Annotated in this window: 22 protein-coding genes; 14 read left to right on the forward strand and 8 right to left on the reverse strand. The window is 62.3% G+C overall.

The features are described from left to right. Positions 1-7 precede the first annotated feature (7 nt). From gmk to fabD, 7 genes are all read right to left on the reverse strand, one after another. On the reverse strand, positions 8-670 hold the full coding sequence (gene gmk, locus K6M89_RS04075; RefSeq protein WP_097580303.1) for a guanylate kinase: 663 nt from the start codon (positions 668-670) through the stop codon (positions 8-10). Between the two features lie 3 nt (positions 671-673). Then, positions 674-1,561, reverse strand: coding sequence for a YicC/YloC family endoribonuclease (locus K6M89_RS04080; RefSeq protein ID WP_222138513.1), 888 nt, complete (start codon positions 1,559-1,561; stop codon positions 674-676). A gap of 19 nt (positions 1,562-1,580) precedes the next feature. Further along, positions 1,581-2,798, reverse strand: a complete 1,218-nt coding sequence (gene mltG / locus K6M89_RS04085) for an endolytic transglycosylase MltG (protein WP_222138514.1) — start codon at positions 2,796-2,798, stop codon at positions 1,581-1,583. A gap of 130 nt (positions 2,799-2,928) precedes the next feature. Further along, positions 2,929-4,191, reverse strand: coding sequence for a beta-ketoacyl-ACP synthase II (fabF, locus tag K6M89_RS04090; protein ID WP_097580302.1), 1,263 nt, complete (start codon positions 4,189-4,191; stop codon positions 2,929-2,931). A 93-nt stretch (positions 4,192-4,284) separates the two neighbouring features. Then, positions 4,285-4,521 carry an acyl carrier protein gene (locus K6M89_RS04095; RefSeq protein ID WP_003547058.1) on the reverse strand — a complete coding sequence of 79 codons (237 nt, stop codon included), beginning with the start codon at positions 4,519-4,521 and terminating at the stop codon, positions 4,285-4,287. A 286-nt stretch (positions 4,522-4,807) separates the two neighbouring features. Then, a complete protein-coding gene (fabG, locus tag K6M89_RS04100) occupies positions 4,808-5,545 on the reverse strand; it encodes a 3-oxoacyl-[acyl-carrier-protein] reductase (RefSeq protein ID WP_097606383.1) in 738 nt (245 codons plus the stop codon). 30 nt (positions 5,546-5,575) lie between these two features. Next, positions 5,576-6,520, reverse strand: a complete 945-nt coding sequence (fabD, locus tag K6M89_RS04105) for an ACP S-malonyltransferase (protein ID WP_222138515.1) — start codon at positions 6,518-6,520, stop codon at positions 5,576-5,578. Between the two features lie 196 nt (positions 6,521-6,716). On the opposite strand from fabD, the gene K6M89_RS04110 reads away from it, so the two are divergent. The 13 genes from K6M89_RS04110 (at position 6,717) to K6M89_RS04170 (ending at position 18,879) form a co-directional block, all read left to right on the forward strand. Continuing rightward, positions 6,717-7,760 carry an aldo/keto reductase gene (locus tag K6M89_RS04110; protein WP_222138516.1) on the forward strand — a complete coding sequence of 348 codons (1,044 nt, stop codon included), beginning with the start codon at positions 6,717-6,719 and terminating at the stop codon, positions 7,758-7,760. Between the two features lie 302 nt (positions 7,761-8,062). Next, entirely contained in the window at positions 8,063-8,521 is a 459-nt protein-coding gene (gene rpsF / locus K6M89_RS04115) for a 30S ribosomal protein S6 (RefSeq protein WP_004680499.1), read from the forward strand. Between the two features lie 12 nt (positions 8,522-8,533). Then, positions 8,534-8,782, forward strand: a complete 249-nt coding sequence (gene rpsR / locus K6M89_RS04120) for a 30S ribosomal protein S18 (RefSeq protein WP_004680498.1) — start codon at positions 8,534-8,536, stop codon at positions 8,780-8,782. Between the two features lie 148 nt (positions 8,783-8,930). Continuing rightward, entirely contained in the window at positions 8,931-9,917 is a 987-nt protein-coding gene (locus K6M89_RS04125; RefSeq protein WP_222138517.1) for a DUF2232 domain-containing protein, read from the forward strand. A gap of 21 nt (positions 9,918-9,938) precedes the next feature. Next, positions 9,939-10,517, forward strand: coding sequence for a 50S ribosomal protein L9 (gene rplI / locus K6M89_RS04130; protein WP_038687995.1), 579 nt, complete (start codon positions 9,939-9,941; stop codon positions 10,515-10,517). 373 nt (positions 10,518-10,890) lie between these two features. Continuing rightward, a complete protein-coding gene (locus K6M89_RS04135) occupies positions 10,891-12,387 on the forward strand; it encodes a replicative DNA helicase (RefSeq protein WP_012483300.1) in 1,497 nt (498 codons plus the stop codon). Between the two features lie 87 nt (positions 12,388-12,474). Then, the gene (alr, locus tag K6M89_RS04140; protein WP_438826580.1) at positions 12,475-13,644 is read left to right on the forward strand and encodes an alanine racemase; all 1,170 of its coding nucleotides are present in this window, start codon (positions 12,475-12,477) and stop codon (positions 13,642-13,644) included. A 44-nt stretch (positions 13,645-13,688) separates the two neighbouring features. After that, entirely contained in the window at positions 13,689-13,946 is a 258-nt protein-coding gene (locus tag K6M89_RS04145) for a type II toxin-antitoxin system ParD family antitoxin (RefSeq protein WP_222138519.1), read from the forward strand. Further along, complete coding sequence (locus tag K6M89_RS04150) at positions 13,942-14,235, forward strand: type II toxin-antitoxin system RelE/ParE family toxin (RefSeq protein ID WP_312038602.1); 294 nt, start codon at positions 13,942-13,944, stop codon at positions 14,233-14,235. The genes K6M89_RS04145 and K6M89_RS04150 overlap by 5 nt, the downstream gene beginning before the upstream one ends. After that, positions 14,235-15,635, forward strand: coding sequence for a DNA repair protein RadA (radA, locus tag K6M89_RS04155; RefSeq protein ID WP_222138521.1), 1,401 nt, complete (start codon positions 14,235-14,237; stop codon positions 15,633-15,635). Before K6M89_RS04150 ends, radA begins: the two co-directional genes overlap by 1 nt. A gap of 90 nt (positions 15,636-15,725) precedes the next feature. After that, the gene (locus tag K6M89_RS04160; protein ID WP_097580292.1) at positions 15,726-16,343 is read left to right on the forward strand and encodes a CvpA family protein; all 618 of its coding nucleotides are present in this window, start codon (positions 15,726-15,728) and stop codon (positions 16,341-16,343) included. Positions 16,344-16,567: 224 nt separating this feature from the next. Next, positions 16,568-18,058 (forward strand): amidophosphoribosyltransferase, encoded by a 1,491-nt coding sequence (purF, locus tag K6M89_RS04165; protein WP_038687987.1) that lies wholly within the window; start codon positions 16,568-16,570, stop codon positions 18,056-18,058. Between the two features lie 80 nt (positions 18,059-18,138). Beyond that, the gene (locus K6M89_RS04170; protein WP_097580291.1) at positions 18,139-18,879 is read left to right on the forward strand and encodes an SDR family NAD(P)-dependent oxidoreductase; all 741 of its coding nucleotides are present in this window, start codon (positions 18,139-18,141) and stop codon (positions 18,877-18,879) included. A gap of 9 nt (positions 18,880-18,888) precedes the next feature. Here the strand turns inward: K6M89_RS04170 and K6M89_RS04175 are convergent, their stop codons facing one another. Then, entirely contained in the window at positions 18,889-19,638 is a 750-nt protein-coding gene (locus K6M89_RS04175; RefSeq protein ID WP_222138522.1) for a glycoside hydrolase family 25 protein, read from the reverse strand. A gap of 283 nt (positions 19,639-19,921) precedes the next feature. Between K6M89_RS04175 and cysS the strand changes: the two genes are divergently transcribed. Beyond that, positions 19,922-21,313, forward strand: coding sequence for a cysteine--tRNA ligase (gene cysS, locus K6M89_RS04180; protein WP_222138523.1), 1,392 nt, complete (start codon positions 19,922-19,924; stop codon positions 21,311-21,313). The last annotated feature ends 157 nt before the right edge of the window (positions 21,314-21,470 follow it).

Below are 21,470 nucleotides of genomic sequence, written 5' to 3' on the forward strand. Positions count from 1 at the left end.
CTTTTATTTAGAGCGACGGCGTCTCTTCCAGCAATCCACGGACGAAATCGAACATGCCATGGCGGCGGTCGCGGCGCAGGCGTTCGGCCTTGACGATCGACTGGACGGAGTCGAAGGCAGCGTTGAGATCGTCGTTGACGATGACATAGTCATATTCGCGCCAGTGACCGATCTCGGCGCGGCTGTTGGCAAGACGCGTCTGGATGACCTCCTCGGAATCCTCGGCGCGGCGGTGCAGCCGCGACTGGAGTTCCGTCATGGTCGGCGGCAGCACGAAGATCGAGACGACGTCGGCCGACATCTTCTCCTGCAGTTGCTGGGCGCCCTGCCAGTCGATATCGAAGAGCATGTCGCGGCCCTCGGCCATCGCCTGCTCCACAGGTTCGCGCGGCGTGCCGTAGAAATTGCCATGCACCTCGGCCCATTCCAGCAGCGCGTCGCTATCGCGCAGCCGCTCGAACTCGCGCACACTCTTGAAGTGGTAATGCACATCCTCGACTTCGCTCGGGCGGCGCTGGCGCGTGGTGACGCTGACGGAGAGGCCGATTTGCCTGTCCTGCTCCAGCAGCGTGCGCGCGATGGTGGACTTGCCGGCGCCTGACGGCGACGAGATGACAAGCATCAGACCGCGGCGGGCGATCTGCACGGGCGAGGATTTCGCCGGTTTCATGTCTTACTCCAAATTCTGGACCTGCTCGCGGAACTGGTCGATCACGACTTTCAACTCGATCCCCGCGGCGGTAACCGCCGAGGCATTCGACTTCGAGCAGATGGTATTCGATTCGCGGTTAAATTCCTGTGCAAGGAAGTCCAGCCGGCGTCCGGCAGGTCCGCCTTTCACCAGGAGATCGCGCGCTGCGGCGACATGCGCCTTCAGGCGGTCGATTTCCTCGCGCAGATCCGCCTTGGTCGCCAACAGCGCGGCTTCGGCATGCAGCCTGTCGCGGTCGAGCGCAGCCATGCCGTCCATCAGCAAGGCGACCTGTGCCACGAGCCGGGAGGCGATCTCCTGCGGCGAGCGCGAGGGATCCGTCTCGATCGTCCGCGTCAGGCCCTCGATCGTTGCGACGTGATCGAGAAGAATGCGGGAGAGCGCCGCCCCTTCCTGTTCGCGCATCGCGCGGAGGTCGGCAAGCGCGCCCATGAGGCCGGCGGCAATATCGGCATCCCGGGCGGCCAGAGCATCCTCGCCGTCCTCGCCCTCGCGGAACTCCACGATGCCGCGCACCAGAAGCAGCGTATCGAGCTTCAGCGGCGCCGGATCGATCACGTCCACCAGCTGCTCGCGCATGGCAAGCACGGCGGCAAGCGCCTGCCTGTTCAGCACCGCCTCGAAACGGTTCTCGTCGGCAGTGACCGAGAGCGAGGCCTGCAGGTTGCCGCGGCTGAAACTTTCGCCGGCAAGGCGGCGGACCTCCGCCTCCATGCGTTCAAGGCCGGGCGGCAGCCGCAGGCGCAGGTCGAAGCCCTTGCCGTTGACCGAGCGCAATTCCCATGCCCAGCGCCAGCGGCCGCTCGTTCCCTCACGCCGCGCAAAACCGGTCATGGACTGCAAAGCCATGCGAGCCTCCCGAAATCCGTCAGTTGATCTTCTTTTTCTTCGGCGGCACGACAGTCGCGCCGTTCTCGCCCGGCTGCTCTTCCGGCTGGCCGTCGACCGCAATGTTCGGATCCGAACCCTTGTCGGCCTCGAGCTTGCGCCAGCGCTTGACGTTGGCATTGTGCTCTTCGAGCGTCGCGGCGAAAACGTGGCCGCCAGTGCCGTCGGCAACGAAATAGAGATCCTGGGTTTTCCAAGGGTTGGCGACGGCTTCCAGCGCATCCTTGCCGGGATTGGCGATCGGCGTCGGCGGCAGGCCCTTGATGACATAGGTATTATAGGGCGTGTCCCGCTTCAGGTCCGACTGGTAGATCGGTCGGTCGGCCGGCTTTCCCTCGCCCCCGAAGAGCCCGTAGATGATCGTGGGATCGGACTGCAGGCGCATGCCCTTGCCAAGCCGATTCAGGAAAACGGAGGCGACATGGGCACGTTCGTCGGGAACGCCGGTCTCCTTCTCGACGATGGAGGCGAGCGTGACAAATTCCTCTTTGGATCGCAGCGGCAGCGAGGAATCACGCTTGTCCCAGACCTGATCGACGAGCTTCTGCTGTGCCGCCGCCATCTGTTCGATGATCTCCGAACGCTTGGTACCGCGCGAGAACTTGTAGGTGTCAGGACGCAGGCTGCCTTCGGCCGGCAGTGCGGCCGGCAGGTCGCCTTCCAGGACCGGATCCTGCAGCATGCGGTCAAACATCTGGCGAACCGTTAGGCCTTCGGGGAAGGAAACCGAATAGAGAATGGACTTGCCCGATTTCAGCAGCTCCATGATATCGCTCATGGAGGCTTTCGCCTTGATCTCGTATTCGCCGGCCTTCAGGCTCTCGCCGGCGGAAAGATGTGTCGCCGTCAGATATCGGAAGATGCGGGCATCGGAGATGATCGCATTGCGCTCGAGGTTCGAAGCGATTTCGGCGAGACCCGCGCCGTTGCGGACGATGAAATTGGTGTTCGTCTGTAGCGGACCCGGGCTCTGATAGGTCGATGTCGCGTAGTAGAAGGCGATGACCGCGACGACGCAGACCAGGACCGCCATCGTCATGATGAAGTTCAGAAAGAGGACGATCTGGCTGCGCGCGTTCTTGGAGCGTTTCGGCGGCTCCGGAACGCGTTCCGGACGCAGGGCCTCGTTCGGCGACTTCGGGATGATCGGTCCCTTCTGCGCCTGGCTGTCGTTGCTCTGGTTCGTCGTATCGCTCACCGGCAATCCTCTAAAACTTGGCCCTCATTCCGCTATTTCGCGAAGCAATGCGGCAAAAACAGGTTCTGCCACAGTTCAACGAACCCGTTGCCGGTCGTTCAACTCTAGCGCGCCTGCTATGGCAAGCCCTTTACTGCGCGTAACGGCGCAGCACGAGCGATGCGTTCGTGCCGCCGAATCCGAACGAATTGGACAGGGCCACGTTGATTTCTCGCTCGCGAGCCTTGTGCGGAACAAGATCGATCGCCGTCTCGCGTTCGGGATTGTCGAGATTGAGCGTCGGCGGCGCGATATTGTCACGGATGGCCAGCGTGGCGAAGATCGCCTCGATGGCGCCGGCAGCGCCGAGAAGGTGTCCGGTCGCCGACTTGGTCGAGGACATGGAGATTTTCGACGCCGCATTGCCGACCAGCCGCTCGACCGCGCCGAGTTCGATCGTGTCGGCCATGGTCGAAGTGCCGTGAGCGTTTATGTAATCGATATCGGCCGGCGTCAGCCCGGCACGCTTCAGCGCCATCGCCATGCAGCGGCCGGCCCCCTCGCCGTCTTCGGAGGGTGCGGTGATGTGATAGGCGTCTCCCGACAGGCCGTAGCCGACGACCTCGGCGTAAATCCTGGCGCCACGCGCCTTGGCATGTTCCAGCTCTTCGAGCACGACGATGCCGGCGCCTTCGCCCATGACGAAGCCGTCGCGGTCGCGGTCATAGGGACGCGAAGCCTTCTGCGGGTCGTCGTTGTGCTGGGTCGACAGCGCTTTGCAGGCGGCAAAGCCTGCCAGCGAAATGCGGCTGACGGGGGATTCCGTGCCGCCGGCGACCATGACGTCGGCATCGCCCAGCGCGATCAGCCGCGCGGCATCGCCGATCGCATGAGCGCCGGTCGAGCAGGCGGTGACGACCGAATGATTGGGTCCGCGCAGCTTGTGGCGGATCGACACCTGGCCGGAAACCAGATTGATCAGGCGGCCGGGAATGAAGAAGGGGGAGATACGGCGCGGGCCCTTGTCGCGCAGGGTGTAACCTGCCTCGACGATGCCTTCGATGCCGCCGATGCCGGAGCCGATCAGCACGCCGGTGGCGATCTGATCTTCATCGCTCTCGGGATGCCAGTTCGCGTCGGCCAGCGCCATGTCGGCGGCGGCCATGCCGTAGATGATGAAGGGATCGACCTTGCGCTGTTCCTTCGGCTCCATCCACTGATCGACATTGAAGGTGCCGTCGGCGCCGTCACCGAGCGGAATACGGCAGGCGATCTTGGCGGGAAGGTCGTCGACCTCGAATTCGGTGACGAGGCGGGCGCCGTTCTGGCCGGCGAGCAGCCGCGACCACGTCACCTCAGTTCCGCATCCCAAGGGTGATACCATGCCGGTACCAGTGATGACGACACGTCTCATCGCGTGCTTTCCCCCGTCTCTTATGTTCTATGGAGAAATAGGCCGAAAAGAAAAGGGCGGACTCCAGGCCCGCCCTTTCTCAAATCTACAGGATCAGGCCTGGGCCTTCTCAATAAACTTCACTGCATCGCCGACCGTCAGGATCGAGTCGGCAGCGTCGTCGGGGATTTCAACGCCGAATTCTTCTTCGAAAGCCATGACAAGTTCGACCGTGTCGAGCGAGTCGGCGCCCAGATCGTCGATAAAGCTGGCGCTCTCGACGACCTTGTCGGCATCGACGCCAAGATGATCAATAACAATTTTCTTTACGCGTTCTGCGATATCGCTCATGTCGGTTTCCTCGACCTTATGTCCTGATCGGAATGCCCTTGCGGCACCCCTACCCTGTTTCAGCCTGCGATGTTTTCAGACATCCTCGGCAAACTCGTTTACCCGGCTTCAGAGATTTCCGAGGCTTGCGAAAAGCCCGCCGGTCCGTCTGCTTTCTCGGGACGACTGTTCACAGTCATGGCCCGCTTAACATGGTTTAAGTCTGCCGCAAAGCCAGAAAATCAACGCTTCGTGATTGCTCAACATGCTATTGGCGTAATTATCCCCATGCCGATGGTTTGTCGTTTCAGATCATCGCCATGCCGCCGTTTACGTGCAGTGTCTGGCCGGTCATGTAGGCAGCTTCGGAGGACGCGAGGTAGGCAACCGCCGAAGCGACTTCGCCGCCCGTGCCCATCCGCTTCATCGGGATCGCCCCCATGATCGCTTCCTTCTGCTTGTCGTTCAGCTTGCCGGTCATGGCGCTTTCGATGAAGCCGGGTGCGACGCAGTTGACGGTCACGTTGCGGGTGGCGATTTCCTGGGCCAGCGACTTGGTGAAGCCGATCATGCCGGCCTTGGAGGCGCAATAGTTGGCCTGCCCCGGATTGCCGGTGACGCCGACGACGGAGGTGATGTTGATGATGCGGCCATAACGGCGGCGCATCATCGGGTGCGTCAACTCGCGCGTCAGGCGGAACGTCGACGTCAGATTGACTTCGAGAACGGCATCCCAGTCCTCGTCGCTCATCCGCACGAAGAGGCCGTCCCTGGTGATGCCGGCATTGTTGACGAGGATATCCACGCCTTCGAGTTCGGCTTCGGCCTTCTGGCCGAGCGCCTTGACCTCATCGCGGTCCGACAGGTTGGCCGGGAAGATCTTGACGCGCTCGCCGAGCTCGGCCGCCAGCGCTTCCAGCTTCTCGACGCGGGTGCCGTGCAGGCCGACGGTGGCGCCCTGCTTATGAAGAAGGCGGGCGATTTCCTCGCCGATACCGCCCGATGCGCCGGTGACGAGAGCCTTGCGGCCGGAAAGATCGAACATGGAAACGTTCCTTATATCTGGAGATATCAATCAGGCCATGAGGGCGGCGACGGCCGCGTCGATATCCGCCGGACCGCCGACGGAGATGCCGTTGACTGATTTGTCGATGCGGCGGGCAAGACCGGTCAGCACCTTGCCGGAACCGAGTTCATAAAGCGTGGTCACGCCATTGCCGGCGAACCACTCCACGGTCTCGCGCCAGCGGACCTGGCCGGTCACCTGTTCGACCAGGAGGTTCGTGATCTCGTCGGCACCCGTCACCGGGGCGGCGCGGACATTGGCGATGAGGGGCACCACGGGATCCGACTTGGCGACCGTCGCCAGCGCTGCGCGCATCGCCTCTGCGGCGGGCGCCATCAGCTTGGAATGGAAGGGAGCCGAGACCGGCAGCAGGATGGCGCGTTTGGCGCCCTTGTCGGTTGCCAGACCGGCGGCCTTTTCGACGGCCGCCTTCTCGCCCGAAATGACGATCTGGCCGCCGCCATTGTCGTTGGCGATCTGGCAGGCGCCGGTGGCGGCCGCCGATTCGCAGACGGCTGCGACGTCGGCATGTTCCAGCCCGATGATCGCCGCCATGGCGCCGACGCCGACGGGGACGGCGGCCTGCATGGCATTGCCGCGAATGCGCAGCAGCCGCGCCGTATCGGCGAGCGAAAAGGTGCCGGCGGCGCAAAGTGCCGAATATTCGCCCAGCGAGTGGCCGGCGACAAAGGCGACCTTGGACTTCAGATCCAGCCCCTTGGCTTCGAGAACACGGACTACGGCGATCGAGACGGCCATCAGCGCCGGCTGGGCGTTCGCCGTCAAGGTCAACGTGTCCTCCGGACCGTTGAACATGACGTCCGAAAGCTTTTCACCGAGCGCCTCGTCGACTTCTTCGAAAACGGCGCGGGCTTCCGCGAAATTCTCGGCCAGATCCTTGCCCATGCCGACGGCCTGACTGCCCTGGCCGGGAAAAGTGAAAGCAATGGTCATTCTGATGTCCCTGATTGCGCCCCTCGAGGCTGTTTTGCCTCCAATTGACATTCTTTCCGGCAGAGTCAAGTGGCGGCACCTTCTGCGCAAAGCCTTTCGCCCCGGCGCAAAAGCCGGGTTTTTGCTCTTGCGCTCCGTCAAATCCGGCCTAGATTTGCCCGGTCCTCCCCAAGGCTCCAACCCCTAAGGTTTTTGCATGAAGTACAATTCACTCGGCCGTACCGACATTTCCGTTTCGGAGATCTGCCTCGGTACCATGACCTGGGGTTCGCAGAACAGCGAAGCCGACGCGCATGCGCAGATGAATTACGCCGTCGCAAAGGGTGTCAATTTCTTCGATACCGCCGAGCTTTATCCGACCACCCCGGTTTCGCCCGAAACGCAGGGCTGGACCGAAGACTATATCGGCAGCTGGTTCGAAAAGACCGGCAAGCGAAGGGAAATCGTGCTCGCCACCAAGGTCTCCGGCCGCGGCCGCGATTATCTGCGCGGCGGCGAAGGCGCCGACGCGAGGAATATCCGCCTGGCGCTCGAGGCCAGCCTGAAGCGGCTGAAGACGGATTTTGTCGACCTCTATCAGGTGCACTGGCCGAACCGCGGCCATTTCCACTTCCGGCAGAACTGGAGCTACAACCCCTTCAACCAGGATCGCGACAAGGCCGTCGCCAACATGCTCGACATCCTGGAAACGCTCGGCGCGCTGGTCAAGGAAGGCAAGATCCGGGCGATCGGCCTTTCCAACGAAACCACCTGGGGCATCCAGAAATACCTGACCCTCTCCGAACAGAAGGGCCTGCCGCGCGTCGCCAGCGTTCAGAACGAGTACAATCTGCTTTACCGCCATTTCGACCTCGATCTCGCCGAACTCTCGCATCACGAGGACGTCGGGCTGCTCGCCTATTCGCCGCTCGCCGGCGGCATCCTGACCGGCAAATATGTCGATGGCGGCAGGCCGAAGGGGTCGCGCGCCTCGATCAATCCCGATATCGGCGGCCGTCTGCAGCCGCTGCAGGAGCCGGCGACCAAGGCCTATCTGGCGCTCGCCGCAAGGTACGGTCTCGACCCGGCAGTCATGGCGCTCGCCTTCTGCCGATCGAGGCCCTTCATGACCTCGGTCATCATCGGCGCGACCTCGATGGAACAGCTGGAAATCGATCTCGGCGCGGCCGAGCTAAAGCTTTCGGACGAGGTGCTGGCGGAGATTGCCAAGGTGCACCGGCAGTATCCGCTGACGCTTTGATGGCCCGCCCCGGCGCTACCGCTTGATCTCAGTCGGGCTCGAATGTCCGATTGGGGTTGCCTTTCCCCAAAAAATCCGTATAAGCCGCGCTGTTCGTTAACCCGGTCTTCTGGCTGGTGGCTGAACGGAGGGCCGGTTTCCTCGGAAATCGTTCGGAACGGAAGCGTTCCAGCCTCCCGTGTCTCCGCTCTCGACCGTCTCGGAAAACGCTTTCTTGCCTGGGTCCGCCCAATCAGGAGCAGTCGTTGAGGCTTAGCCGCCGAATATCGGGTTGAACCAAACGCAAGAAAGGCAAAGCTGTCATGGCTCTTTATGAACATGTATTCCTTGCCCGGCAGGATATTTCCGCTCAGCAGGTCGACGCCCTCGTAGAACAGTACAAGGGCGTGATCGAAGCTAACGGCGGTAAGGTCGGGCGTATCGAGAACTGGGGCCTCAAGTCCCTCACCTACCGCATCAAGAAGAACCGCAAGGCGCACTATGCGCTGATGGACATTGATGCTCCGGCTGCTGCGATCCAGGAAATGGAACGCCAGATGCGCATCAGCGAAGACGTTCTTCGCTACATGACCATCGCCGTCGAAAAGCACGAAGAAGGCCCGTCTGCCATGCTGCAGAAGCGCGACCGCGACGACCGCGGCCCGCGTGAAGGCGGCGACCGTGGCCCGCGCCGCGAATTCGGCGACCGTCCGCCGCGCCGTGACGGCGACTTCCAGCGTGGCCCGCGTCCAGATCGCGCTCCCCGCGAAGACCGTGCATAAGGAGATATAAGAATGTCTGAAGCTTCCTCCGCACCAGTCCGCCGCCCGTTCCATCGCCGCCGCAAGACCTGCCCGTTCTCCGGCGCAAACGCACCGCGGATCGACTACAAGGACGTCCGTCTGCTGCAGCGCTACATTTCCGAGCGCGGCAAGATCGTTCCGTCCCGCATCACGGCCGTTTCCCAGAAGAAGCAGCGCGAACTCGCCCAGGCGATCAAGCGCGCCCGTTTCCTCGGCCTGCTGCCGTACGTCGTCGCCTGATAGAATATGTGACCCCCGGATTTCTGATCCGGGGGTTGCCTCCCTTCCGCGATGGGCGCGGATCGGAACTGTTAAAACCCATGTTGAGACGTTTCTGAATTCGATTCAGCAACATCCTCTAACTGCTTGATGAAGCAGGACAGCGACCTTGAAACGACTGGATCTTAAAACGCTGCTGACCGGCGCACTCGCCGGCTTGACCGCTGCCCTGCTGGTGCTCGGCGCGAGCGTGCAGCCGTCGTTTTTCAGCGCGCTCCTCTATACTGCTTCGGCACTGCCGATCCTGCTTGTCGGGCTCGGCTGGGGCAATGTCGCCGCGATTGTGGCCGTCGTCACTGCAGCCGCACTTGGCGCGGCCTTCATCTCGCCCTCCTTCGCGCTGATCATGACGCTGGTGACGCTGCTGCCGGCCGGCTGGCTCAGCCACCTCGCCAATCTCGCCCGCCCCGCATCCGAACTCGGCGGTCCGGACCACCTGCTCGCCTGGTATCCGCTCTCCGATATCCTGCTGCATCTTTGCGGCCTGGTGACGTTCGCCGTCATCGTCATCGGTGTGATGATCGGCTACGGGCCTGAGATCACCGATCCGATCGTCGATCTGCTGATCGCCTCCGTCAAGCAGCAGCAGCCGGAATTCATGCCGGATCCGGCGGCGACCGCGCAGACTAAATCGCTGATCCTGTTGATGCTGCCGGCTTTGCAGGGCGGCATGTGGGTGACGATGCTGTTCGCAGCCTATTATTTCGCGGTGCGCATCGTCGCAGCATCCGGCCGCGGCCTTCGCCCCCGCGAGGACATTCCCTCATCGCTGCGCATGAACCGCAACTCGATCTTCGTCTTCCTCGCCGGGCTTGCCGCCTGCTTCTTCGGCGGCGTTCCGGCGCTGATCGGCGCAACCGTGATCGGCACTTTCGGCGCCGGCTTCATGCTCTCCGGCTTCGCCTCGCTGCATTTCCGCACGCGCGGCAAAGACTGGCGTTTGCCGGCCCTCATCCTCTGCTACCTGGCCTCCATGCTCATGCTGCTGCCAGCTCTCCTCATCCTCGTCCTCGGTCTCGTCGATACGCGCAAGGCGATCGCGCTGACCCCGGCGAAAGATGCCGATGCCCCCAAACAACCCGATACGAAAATCTGAGACACAGAAAGGACAAAGAAAATGGAAGTCATCCTTCTCGAACGCATCTCCAAGCTCGGCCAGATGGGCGAAACCGTAAAGGTTCGCGACGGCTTTGCCCGTAACTACCTGCTGCCGCTCGGCAAGGCGCTGCGCGCCAACGCCGCCAACAAGACCCGCTTCGAAGCCGAGCGCGCGACGCTCGAAGCCCGCAACCTCGAGCGCAAGTCGGAAGCCCAGAAGGTCGCCGACGTTCTCGACGGCAAGTCGTTCATCGTCGTGCGCTCCGCCGGCGAAACCGGCCAGCTCTACGGCTCGGTCGCTGCCCGTGACGTCGTCGAGATTCTCGCCGCCGAAGGCTTCAACATCGGCCGCAACCAGGTTCACCTGAACACGCCGATCAAGGCGATCGGCCTGCACAAGGTCGAGCTTCAGTTGCATGCCGAAGTCGAAATCAATGTCGAGCTGAACGTTGCCCGTTCCGCCGATGAGGCTGAGCGCCAGGCCAAGGGCGAAGAACTCACCTCGGTCGACGCGATCTACGGCGTCGACGAAGACGCACTGCGTCCGGAAGATTTCTTCGATCCGGAAGCCGACGGCATCGACGAAGACGAAGCATAAGTCTCGCCGGACACGATCCGCGTGAGGGAAGCCCGGCCGTTGCGCCGGGCTTTTTCGTTTCATTCGCTTGATGGGAAACAACCGGGGAGACCTTTTATCGGGGGATTTCCTGATGTTTTTGCTGCGTGCCCGATGTCATCGCGTTACCATGTCCATCTCCGGAACGAATGAGCTGAGTCGGCTCCGTACCGTGTCCTCAGGGTGACACTCCCGGTATTTCTCGCTTGTGTCGCCCCTGGACTGTGGAGAAGTCGAACAACGTGCACAGCGTTCGGGATTTAGGCGATGCGGGCCTCCGCTCCTTTTGCAGCCCCTTGATTTTCTCCATCCGGAATTGCAAATCCGGAGTTGGAAAAAGACAGAACGGATGATGATGAACGACGCCGCTCGAAAGATTGCAGCTGTTGCTCCCTCGGAGCAGCATTATCGCGAAGCACCCAACAACATCGAAGCCGAGCAGGCGCTTCTGGGTGCCATCCTGATGAACAACGACGCCTATTACCGGGTGTCGGATTTCCTCAAGCCGATCCATCTCTACGAACCGCTGCACCGGAAGATCTTCGAGGTGGCCGGCGACATTATCCGCATGGGCAAGATCGCCAACCCGGTAACGATCAAGACCTTCCTCAAGGCCGACGAAAAGGTCGGCGACATGACGGTTTCGCAATATCTGGCGAGCCTGGTCAGCAACGCCGTCACCGTCATCAATGCCGAGGATTACGGAAGAGCGATCTATGACCTGGCGCTGCGCCGGGCGCTGATCACCATCGGCGAGGACGTCGTCAACATCGCCTATGACGCACCGCTCGACATGCCGCCACAGTCGCAAATCGAGGATACCGAACGGCGGCTCTTCGAACTCGCGGAAAACGGCCGCTATGACGGCGGATTCCAGTCCTTCAACGACGCCGTTGCGCTGGCGATCGACATGGCGGCCGTCGCCAAGGAACGCGACGGCGGCCTTTCCGGCATTTCCACCGGCATCCACTCGCTGGACGCCAAGATGGGCGGCCTGCAGCGTTCGGATTTGATCATCCTCGCCGGGCGCCCGGGCATGGGCAAGACCTCGCTTGCCACCAACATCGCCTACAATATCGCCGCCGCCTACGAGGGCGAGGTGCAGTCGGACGGAAGTATGAAGGCCAGGAATGGCGGCGTCGTCGGCTTCTATTCGCTCGAAATGTCGTCCGAACAGCTCGCCACCCGTATCATCTCCGAACAGACGGAAGTCTCCTCCTCGAAGATCCGCCGCGGCGACATCAACGATGCCGATTTCGAAAAGCTCGTCGCCTGCTCGATGATGATGCAGAAGGTGCCGCTCTATATCGACCAGACCGGCGGTATCTCTATCGCTCAGCTTTCGGCCCGCGCGCGCCGCCTCAAGCGTCAGCGCGGCCTCGACGTGCTCGTGGTCGACTACGTGCAGCTGATGACCGGCTCGGGTAAATCCAGCGACAATCGCGTCCAGGAAATCACCCAGATCACCACCGGCCTGAAGGCGCTCGGCAAGGAGCTCAACGTTCCGATCATTGCGCTGTCGCAGCTGTCGCGTCAGGTCGAAAGCCGTGACGACAAGCGGCCGCAGCTTTCCGACCTTCGTGAATCCGGTTCGATCGAGCAGGACGCCGACGTCGTGCTGTTCGTGTTCCGCGAGGAATATTACGTCAAGAACCAGGAGCCGCGTGATCCCCACGATCCGAAATATCCGGAATGGGAAGCGCTGTTCGACAAGGTGAAGGGCACGGCCGACGTCATCATCGCCAAGCAGCGCCACGGGCCGACGGGCACGGTGAAGCTCGCCTTCCAGGCGGAATTCACGCGTTTTGCCGATCTCGCTGATCCCTCTTTCATCCAGTATGAAGAGCATTGAACTCCCGGCGATGCTGCAGCATCGGGCTTTCCCTGGACAAAATCGACCTTTAATGTGGCCGGAGAATCCTACTCCGGCCTCTTTTCGATGTGGATCATGAGCGAATTTCTCGACGCCCCCGAAGACGACACCTTTGCTTCGGCAGGCCTGCGGCTGACCGTCGACCTCACCGCGCTGACGGAGAATTGGAGCGACATGGCGCACCGTTCCGGCGCTGCGCGCGCCGCAGCCGTCGTCAAGGCGGATGCCTACGGCCTCGGCATCGAGGATGCCGGCGAAGCGCTCTACACGGCAGGCGCCCGGGATTTCTTCGTCGCGACCGTCGATGAGGGCGTGACACTTCGCCTCTATGCGCCGGATGCGCGCATCTTCGTGCTGTCAGGCATATGGCCGGGCACCGAACGGCGCTTCTTCGACAATGACCTGGTGCCGGTGATTTCCTCCGACGAGCAGTTCGCCTTCTGGATGGCAGTGCTTGCCGATTATGGCGATTACCCTTGCGCGCTGCATGTCGACACCGGCTTCAACCGGCTGGGGCTGCATATCGACGATGCGATCGCGCTTGCCGACGACGTGTCGCGGCCGGCAAGCTTCGCACCGGTGCTCGTCATGAGCCATCTCGCCTGCGGCGACGATCCCACTCACGTCATGAACCGGCAACAGCTCGAATCATTCCGCAGGGTTACCGCCGCCTATGAAGGCATCGAATCAAGCCTTGCCGCCTCGGCGGGCATCTTTCTCGGCGAGGACTATCACTTCGACCTGACCCGCCCCGGCATCGCGCTCTATGGCGGCGAAGCGGTCAGCGGCTTGGCGAACCCGATGCGGCCGGTCGCTACCGCGGAGGCTCGCGTCATCCAGGTGCGCAGCGTCGAAGCCGGTGAGAGCGTCAGCTACGGGCGAGCGCTGCAGCTGCGCCGCGACAGCCGGCTGGCGATCGTCTCGGCCGGTTATGCCGACGGCTATATGCGCAGCCAGTCGAGCGGCGGCGTGCCGCTGCGCCAGGCCGTGCCGCAGGGCGGACATGGCTTCATCGCCGGACACAAGGTCCCGGTCGCCGGCCGGATCACCATGGATCTGACGATCTTCGACGTCACCGATCTGCCTAAAAACGCCGTGCGCGCCGGGGACTATGTCGAGCTGTTCGGCAAGAACATGGCGCTGGACGACGTGGCACGGGCGGCAGGGACGATCGGATACGAGATCCTGACCAGCATGGGGCTGCGCTACGAGCGGCGCTATGTGGCCGAGGAGTAGGAATATTCTTGGCAGATTGCTATATAGCAGCAAAGGAGTCTGCCATGACGACAATCCGTCTCAACGCCGCCGAAGAGGCCTTTATCGAGCAGCAGATCAAGGCCGGGTATTACGACAATGCCAATGATGTCGTTCAGGCCGCTCTCGAGCTTCTGCGCGAACGCGAAGCGAAGATCGTGAAGCTTCGGGCCCTCATTCAAGAAGGCCAGCACGATATCGAGACAGGGCGTCTCGTGTCTTTTGACAGTGCCGAAGAGTTGACGGCGTTGATTTTGCAGGCAGCCGCGGAGACCGATAATTAGATCCCGCCGCTTCACCGTCTCCCGCAAGGCCATCGACGATCTGACATCCATGTTCCGCTATATAGCAACGGACGCTCCAGTCGCCGCCAGGCGCCTCATCGACCAGATCGGCAAGAAGATTGGTTTTACGGGCGTCAATCGCAGCTGGCTGAGCCCGGGTCTCAGAGCCGTTATTCACAAGAATCGTTGCATCTATTTCGTCGTCCGAGACGGCGAACTTCACGTCATACGTGTCCTGCATGGGCGGGAAGATGCGTCACCTGAAGATTTTATCGAAAGCAATCATTGATGGCGAAGGCCAGGACACAATTCATCTGCCAGAATTGCGGCGCGGTGCATAACCGCTGGGCCGGCAAATGCGACAATTGCGGCGAGTGGAACACCATCGTCGAGGAAGATCCGATGGGCGGCATCGGCTCGGGCCCCGGCAAGACGCCGAAGAAGGGCCGGCCGGTGGCGCTGACGGCGCTGTCCGGCGAGATCGAGGAGGCGCCGCGCATCCATACCGCCATTTCGGAACTCGACCGCGCGCTTGGCGGCGGCTTCGTGCGCGGCTCGGCGGTGCTGATCGGCGGCGATCCCGGCATCGGCAAATCGACGCTGCTGATGCAGGCGGCCGCGGCCCTTGCGCGGCGCGGCCACAGGATCATCTACGTCTCCGGCGAGGAAGCGGTGGCGCAGGTTCGCCTGAGGGCGCAGCGCCTTGCGGCAGCCGATACCGACGTGATGCTGGCGGCCGAAACCAATGTCGAGGATATTCTGGCGACGCTCGCCGAGGGCAAACGTCCTGATCTCGTCATTATCGATTCCATCCAGACGCTCTGGAGCGAGCTTGCTGAATCCGCGCCGGGAACGGTGACGCAGGTGCGCACCGGCGTGCAGTCGATGATCCGCTTCGCCAAGCAGACGGGTGCAGCCATGGTGCTCGTCGGGCATGTGACCAAGGACGGGCAGATCGCCGGGCCGCGCGTCGTCGAGCACATGGTCGACGCCGTGCTTTACTTCGAAGGCGATCGCGGCCATCACTACCGTATCCTGCGCACGGTCAAGAACCGCTTCGGCCCGACCGACGAGATCGGCGTCTTCGAGATGTCCGACAGAGGCTTGCGCGAAGTCGCCAACCCATCCGAACTCTTTCTCGGCGAGCGCAACGAAAAATCGCCGGGTGCGGCCGTCTTCGCCGGCATGGAGGGCACGCGGCCCGTGCTCGTCGAGGTGCAGGCGCTGGTGGCGCCGACCTCGCTCGGCACGCCGCGGCGCGCCGTGGTCGGCTGGGATTCGGCCCGGCTGTCGATGATCCTGGCGGTGCTGGAGGCCCATTGCGGCGTCAGGCTCGGCCAGCACGACGTCTATCTGAACGTCGCCGGCGGCTACCGCATCTCCGAACCGGCGGCCGATCTCGCCGTTGCCTCGGCGCTCGTTTCGTCGCTCGCCGGTATTGCCCTTCCCGCCGATTGCGTCTATTTCGGCGAAGTCAGCCTGTCGGGCGCCATCCGACCGGTTGCGCACACCGCCCAGCGCCTCAAGGAAGCCGAGAAGCTGGGCTTTTCGACAGCGCTGCTTCCTTCCGCCTCCGCCGAGCTGCCGAAGGGTTCCGGCGGGCGATGGAATGAGGTCGAAAGCCTGCCGGATCTGGTCGCGCGCATCGCCGGATCGAAGGGAGCGTTGCGTGTGGAAGACGAGGTTTGATCCTTTCATTGCCGGGAACGGTGATGATATAGGAAGCACACGATAAGGCACGACACGGCCGCCAAGCGGCAGTCCTGGAGTTGATATTATATGCCCATTACGATTTTCGACGGTATTGTCATCGGCGTCGTGCTCTTCTCCGCCGTACTGGCGATGGTCCGCGGCTTCTCCCGCGAGATCCTTTCGATCGCAAGCTGGGGCGGTTCGGCCGCCGCCGCCTACTACCTCTATCCGTACCTGCTGCCTTATGCGAAGAAATACACCGATGACGACCGCATCGCGATTGCCGGTTCGGCCGCGGTCGTCTTCCTGATCGCACTCATCGTCATCTCCTTCATTACGATGAAGATCGCCGATTTCATCATCGACAGCCGCATCGGCGCGCTCGACCGCACGCTGGGCTTCCTGTTCGGCGCGGCGCGCGGCCTGCTGCTGATGGTCGTCGCCGTCGCGTTCTGGAACTGGCTCGTCGATGTCGACCACCGGCCGACCTGGGTCAATGAGGCCAAGTCGAAGCCCTTCCTGGATTCGATGGTGGTGAAGCTGAAGGCCGTCCTGCCGGAGCAATTTGCCCAGATGATCGAGGCAAGCTTCCGTGATAAGATGCAGTCGCCGGCGCAGGGCGGCGAAGGCACCACACCGCCGGCCACCGATCAGGCTCCGGCGGAAGACGCGCCTGCAGGCGGTACACAGCAGCCGACGAATTGACACAGTGTTCAAGAGCTTGATCCGCCGTCCGGCAATTGCCATTTGAGCGGGACGTGAAATAAAGGTCCGGCCGGGCATTCAGCTCCGCCGGACCTCAGCCGTTTCAGAGCCCGGCGAGCGGGCTTTGAAAGCGGATGTCGTTCAGCATGACATTATCGGATCAGTTTCCGATATATGATACTGGAAATGCCGATCCATTCTTGTGAGAGCAGAGGCCCGCAGAAATGAACCAGTCCCATTCCTTCCCGACCGACGATCCGCTCGACGGAGATACGCTGCACGAAGAATGCGGCGTTTTCGGAATTCTGGGACATCCCGATGCCGCCGCACTCACGGCTCTCGGCCTGCATGCCCTGCAGCATCGCGGACAGGAAGCGGCCGGCATCGTCTCCTTCGACGGCAAGCGCTTCTACCAGGAGCGCCATATGGGCCTCGTCGGCGACCACTATACCAATCCGATGACGCTCGCCCGCCTGCCCGGCAGCATATCGATCGGCCATACCCGCTACTCCACAACAGGCGAAGTGGCCATGCGCAACGTGCAGCCGCTCTTTGCCGAACTGGAAGAAGGCGGTATCGCCATTGCCCATAACGGCAATTTCACCAATGGCCTGACGCTCCGCCGTCAGATCATCGCCACCGGCGCCATCTGTCAGTCGACCTCCGATACGGAAGTCGTCCTTCATCTCATCGCCCGCTCCCGCCACGCGTCCACCTCCGACCGCTTCATCGATGCGATCCGCCAGATGGAAGGCGGCTATTCGATGCTCGCCATGACGCGCACCAAGCTGATCGCCGCGCGCGACCCGACCGGCATCCGCCCGCTCGTCATGGGCGAACTGGACGGCAAGCCGATCTTCTGCTCGGAAACCTGTGCGCTCGACATTATCGGCGCCAAGTTCATCCGCGATGTCGAAAACGGCGAAGTCATCATCTGCGAAATCCAGCCCGACGGCTCGATCAGCATCGATGCCCGCAAGCCCGGCAAGCCGCAGCCGGAGCGCCTCTGCCTGTTCGAATATGTCTATTTCGCCCGGCCGGATTCGGTTGTCGGCGGCCGCAACGTCTATACGACACGCAAGAACATGGGCATGAACCTCGCCAAGGAAGCGCCGGTCGAGGCCGACGTGGTCGTGCCGGTGCCGGACGGCGGCACACCGGCGGCGCTCGGCTATGCGCAGGAAAGCGGCATTCCCTTCGAATACGGCATCATCCGCAACCATTATGTCGGCCGCACCTTCATCGAGCCGACGCAGCAGATTCGCGCCTTCGGCGTGAAGCTGAAGCATTCCGCCAACCGGGCGATGATCGAAGGCAAGCGCGTCGTGCTCGTCGATGATTCCATCGTGCGCGGCACGACGTCTCTCAAAATCGTGCAGATGATCCGCGAAGCCGGCGCGCGCGAAGTTCATCTTCGCGTCGCAAGCCCGATGATCTTCTTCCCCGATTTCTACGGCATCGACACGCCCGATGCCGACAAGCTGCTCGCCAACCAGTATGCCGATGTCGAAGCCATGGCCAAATATATCGGCGCGGATTCGCTCGCCTTCCTGTCGATCGACGGGCTTTATCGCGCCGTCGGCGGCGAGGACCGCAATCCGGCCCGCCCGCAATTCACCGACCACTACTTCACCGGTGACTACCCGACCCGTTTGCTCGACAAGAACGGCGAGTCCATGGGCAACAAGCTTTCGATGCTTGCCAGCAACGGCTGAGCCGCTTGCCACTTTGAACTTCGCTTCCGTGGGGCCCAATTGCGCCCCTCACCTTCGCAAGCCAATCCGGAACCGGACAGATGAACATCAATCTTGAGGGCAAGATCGCACTCGTCACCGGTGCGTCGCGCGGCATCGGCTATTTCACGGCGCTGGAACTTGCCAAAGCCGGCGCCCATGTCATTGCCTGCGCCCGCACGGTCGGCGGGCTGGAGGATCTCGACGATGCGATCAAGGCGGTCGGCGGCAGCGCGACGCTGGTGCCCTTCGATCTCGCCGATATGAACGCGATCGATGCGCTCGGCGGCTCGATCTTCGAGCGCTGGGGCAAGCTCGACATCCTCGTCGCCAATGCCGGCGTGCTCGGCGTCATCTCGCCGATCGGCCATATCGAGGCGAAGGTGTTCGAAAAAGTGATGACCATCAACGTGACGGCGACATGGCGGCTGATCCGCTCCGTCGACCCGCTGCTCGCCCGCTCGGATGCCGGCCGCGCCGTCATCCTGTCGTCCGGGGCCGCGCACAAATGCCGCCCCTTCTGGAGCGCCTATTCCGCCTCCAAAGCTGCCGTCGAGGCGCTCGCCCGCACCTGGGCCGGCGAGACGCAATCGACGCCGTTGCGCATCACCAGCGTCGATCCGGGCGCCACCCGCACGGCAATGCGGGCGCAGGCCGTGCCGGGCGAAGATCCGCAGACGCTGCCGCACCCTTCCGAGGTCGCCAAAGCGATCCTGCCGCTGCTCGGCCCCGGCGTCACCGAGACGGGCAAGCTGTTTATCGTGCGCGAGAACAAGCTCGTCGACTACCGCCTGCCGGAATAGGCCGGGGTTTCACTTGGCAGCAACGGCCGGAAACAGATGTGCGAAACCCGTTTCCGACGGGCACAGTGCATTGAGATCCACCGCCCCCTGAATGCCGTCGACAGTGCCGTTGTCGGCAAATTGCCAGATCGACCAACGACTGCATCCTTCCTGCTGGGGTTCCTGGAACACGCTTCGAAGCCAGAGGTAATGGTCGGGGAAGCGAGATTCATTGCCCTTCAGATACTGATCATAAAATTCCTGCGTGACGTAGAAAATCGGCTTTTCCGGAAAGGTGTTTTTAAGCTCAGCGAAGAAGGCGTTCACCTCCGCCACCATTTCCTCGAGCGTCGGGACCTTGGCGCAATTGCCGACAAACTCCAGATCGACGGTGATGGGCAGGGTCTCCGGCGCCTTCGGCACGGTCGCCACGACATTCTGCGCCTGATCTTTGCCGGGGCGGCAGAAGGTGAAAAAATGATAGGCACCCCTGACCACCCCAGCGTCTCCGGCACGCTGCCAGTTGTCGGCGAACCGGGAATCCCGGTGATCCCCGCCCTCGGTCGCCTTCATAATCGCGAAACGCACGTTCGGCTGCGCGGCCACCGTCTTCCAATCGATATCGCCCTGGTGATGGCTGACGTCGATGCCCTGGACCGGATAGGTCGACAAAGATGGATTGTTGAAACGAAGCATTCCGAAATCGTATGCGAAATAGGCAGCCGATGCGACTGCCAGAATTCCAGTCGCTCCAATCATCCCCCGAACCAAACCTCTCACGCATTTCCCCCATTATCAGCAACTTCCCAACTGCCTATAAGCGATTTGTGCCGCGAAATGGCAGACGCACCGCGCCGCCGGATCGTTCCTCGCCCCCTCTTGACCAAAGACCATTCCCGCGCCATAAATCCCGCCATGAAAACGGTTATCTGCATTATCTGCCGGAAGATTATTCGCTAGCGCACGCGCTGGCCCGGCCGTTTTCGTCTCCCAAATAGTCAAGATGCGAAACGCCCCGGCCCGCCGGTCGCAATATTTTCTGATGTACTTATGGGAGAGTGGTATGGGCGGCACGCCGGAACTGAAGCTGTACAACACGCTGACGCGGGAAAAATCGGTGTTTTCGCCGATCGATGCCGACAACGTCCGCATGTATGTCTGCGGCCCGACCGTCTATGATTTCGCCCATATCGGCAACGCGCGGCCGGTCATCGTCTTCGACGTGCTGTTCCGGCTGCTGCGCCATGTTTATGGCGAGGATCACGTCACCTATGCCCGCAACATCACCGACGTCGACGACAAGATCAATGCGCGGGCGCTGAGGGATCATCCGGGTCTGCCGCTCAACGAGGCGATCCGCGCGGTCACCGAGAAGACCGAGACGCAGTTTCACGCCGATGTCGCCGAGCTCGGCTGCCTGGAGCCGAGCGTCGAGCCGCGCGCTACCGACAATATCGAGGAAATGATCGAGATCATCGGGAAGCTGATCTCCAACGGTCATGCCTATGTCGCATCAGGCGAAGTTCTGTTCGACACCAGATCTATGGCGGATTACGGCCAGCTCTCGAAGCGCCCGCTCGACGAGCAGCAGGCCGGCGCCCGCGTTGCCGTCGATGCGCACAAGAAGAATCCCGGCGATTTCGTGCTCTGGAAACTGTCGAGCCATAACGAGCCCGGCTGGGAGAGCCCATGGGGCCGCGGCCGGCCCGGCTGGCACATCGAGTGCTCGGCGATGAGCCGGCGTTATCTCGGCGATGTCTTCGACATCCATGGCGGCGGGCTGGATCTGATCTTCCCGCATCATGAAAACGAGATCGCCCAGTCGCGCTGCGCCCACGGCACCGAGGTGATGGCGAATGTCTGGATGCATAACGGCTTCGTGCAGGTCGAAGGCCGCAAGATGTCGAAGTCCGAAGGCAATTTTGTCACCATCCACGATCTCTTGCACACTGAGGTCTTCGGCGGCCGCAAATGGCCGGGTGAGGTGCTGCGTCTTGCCATGCTGATGACGCATTACCGCGAGCCGATCGATTTCTCGATCAAGCGGCTGGAAGAGGCCGAACGGCTGCTCGCCAAATGGCCGGCGACGGAACCCGGCGACGCCAAGCCGGACGAGGCTGTGCTGAACGCGCTGGCGGACGATCTCAATACTGTGGCGGCGGTGCAGGCGCTGCATGCGCTGGCGCAGGCCGCCCATACCGATGCTGCCGCCGGCGCCCGTTTTGCCGCGACGGCTGCCCTCCTCGGGGTGCTGCCGAAGAGGGCCGAAATCGACGAAGCCGTCGCAGCGGCGGTCGATGCGCTGGTCGCGATGCGTTTGGAAATGCTGAAGGCGAAGAATTTTGCCGAAGCCGACAAGATCCGCGACGAGCTGACGGCGAAAGGCATTCAGCTGAAGGACGGCAAGGATCCAGCGTCGGGCGAGCGGTTGACGACGTGGGAGGTGAAGCGGTGAGAGTGGTGGGTTGGGATAAGACCCCTCCCCAACCCCTCCCCACAAGGGGGAGGGGCTACGGCGCCGCGCTGCTCCGAAGCGACTTCACGCCAATTGCAAACATTCGAGATGGAAACGAAGACGGCGCCACGAGAGAGCCCTCCCCCTTGTGGGGAGG

The organism is Rhizobium croatiense (assembly GCF_019793465.1).
GTDB classification, from domain to species: domain Bacteria; phylum Pseudomonadota; class Alphaproteobacteria; order Rhizobiales; family Rhizobiaceae; genus Rhizobium; species Rhizobium croatiense.

What these genes read in the sequence shown, in the direction of transcription:
- alr (WP_438826580.1), top strand. Translation starts at nt 12,475, where the DNA reads ATGTGGATCATGAGCGAATTTCTCGACGCCCCCGAAGACGACACCTTT.
- radA (WP_222138521.1), top strand. Translation starts at nt 14,235, where the DNA reads ATGGCGAAGGCCAGGACACAATTCATCTGCCAGAATTGCGGCGCGGTG.
- K6M89_RS04110 (WP_222138516.1), top strand. Translation starts at nt 6,717, where the DNA reads ATGAAGTACAATTCACTCGGCCGTACCGACATTTCCGTTTCGGAGATC.
- purF (WP_038687987.1), top strand. Translation starts at nt 16,568, where the DNA reads ATGAACCAGTCCCATTCCTTCCCGACCGACGATCCGCTCGACGGAGAT.
- fabF (WP_097580302.1), bottom strand. Translation starts at nt 4,191, where the DNA reads ATGAGACGTGTCGTCATCACTGGTACCGGCATGGTATCACCCTTGGGA.
- fabG (WP_097606383.1), bottom strand. Translation starts at nt 5,545, where the DNA reads ATGTTCGATCTTTCCGGCCGCAAGGCTCTCGTCACCGGCGCATCGGGC.
- gmk (WP_097580303.1), bottom strand. Translation starts at nt 670, where the DNA reads ATGAAACCGGCGAAATCCTCGCCCGTGCAGATCGCCCGCCGCGGTCTG.
- rplI (WP_038687995.1), top strand. Translation starts at nt 9,939, where the DNA reads ATGGAAGTCATCCTTCTCGAACGCATCTCCAAGCTCGGCCAGATGGGC.
- K6M89_RS04080 (WP_222138513.1), bottom strand. Translation starts at nt 1,561, where the DNA reads ATGGCTTTGCAGTCCATGACCGGTTTTGCGCGGCGTGAGGGAACGAGC.
- K6M89_RS04095 (WP_003547058.1), bottom strand. Translation starts at nt 4,521, where the DNA reads ATGAGCGATATCGCAGAACGCGTAAAGAAAATTGTTATTGATCATCTT.
- K6M89_RS04135 (WP_012483300.1), top strand. Translation starts at nt 10,891, where the DNA reads ATGAACGACGCCGCTCGAAAGATTGCAGCTGTTGCTCCCTCGGAGCAG.
- K6M89_RS04160 (WP_097580292.1), top strand. Translation starts at nt 15,726, where the DNA reads ATGCCCATTACGATTTTCGACGGTATTGTCATCGGCGTCGTGCTCTTC.
- rpsF (WP_004680499.1), top strand. Translation starts at nt 8,063, where the DNA reads ATGGCTCTTTATGAACATGTATTCCTTGCCCGGCAGGATATTTCCGCT.
- K6M89_RS04170 (WP_097580291.1), top strand. Translation starts at nt 18,139, where the DNA reads ATGAACATCAATCTTGAGGGCAAGATCGCACTCGTCACCGGTGCGTCG.
- cysS (WP_222138523.1), top strand. Translation starts at nt 19,922, where the DNA reads ATGGGCGGCACGCCGGAACTGAAGCTGTACAACACGCTGACGCGGGAA.
- K6M89_RS04145 (WP_222138519.1), top strand. Translation starts at nt 13,689, where the DNA reads ATGACGACAATCCGTCTCAACGCCGCCGAAGAGGCCTTTATCGAGCAG.
- fabD (WP_222138515.1), bottom strand. Translation starts at nt 6,520, where the DNA reads ATGACCATTGCTTTCACTTTTCCCGGCCAGGGCAGTCAGGCCGTCGGC.
- rpsR (WP_004680498.1), top strand. Translation starts at nt 8,534, where the DNA reads ATGTCTGAAGCTTCCTCCGCACCAGTCCGCCGCCCGTTCCATCGCCGC.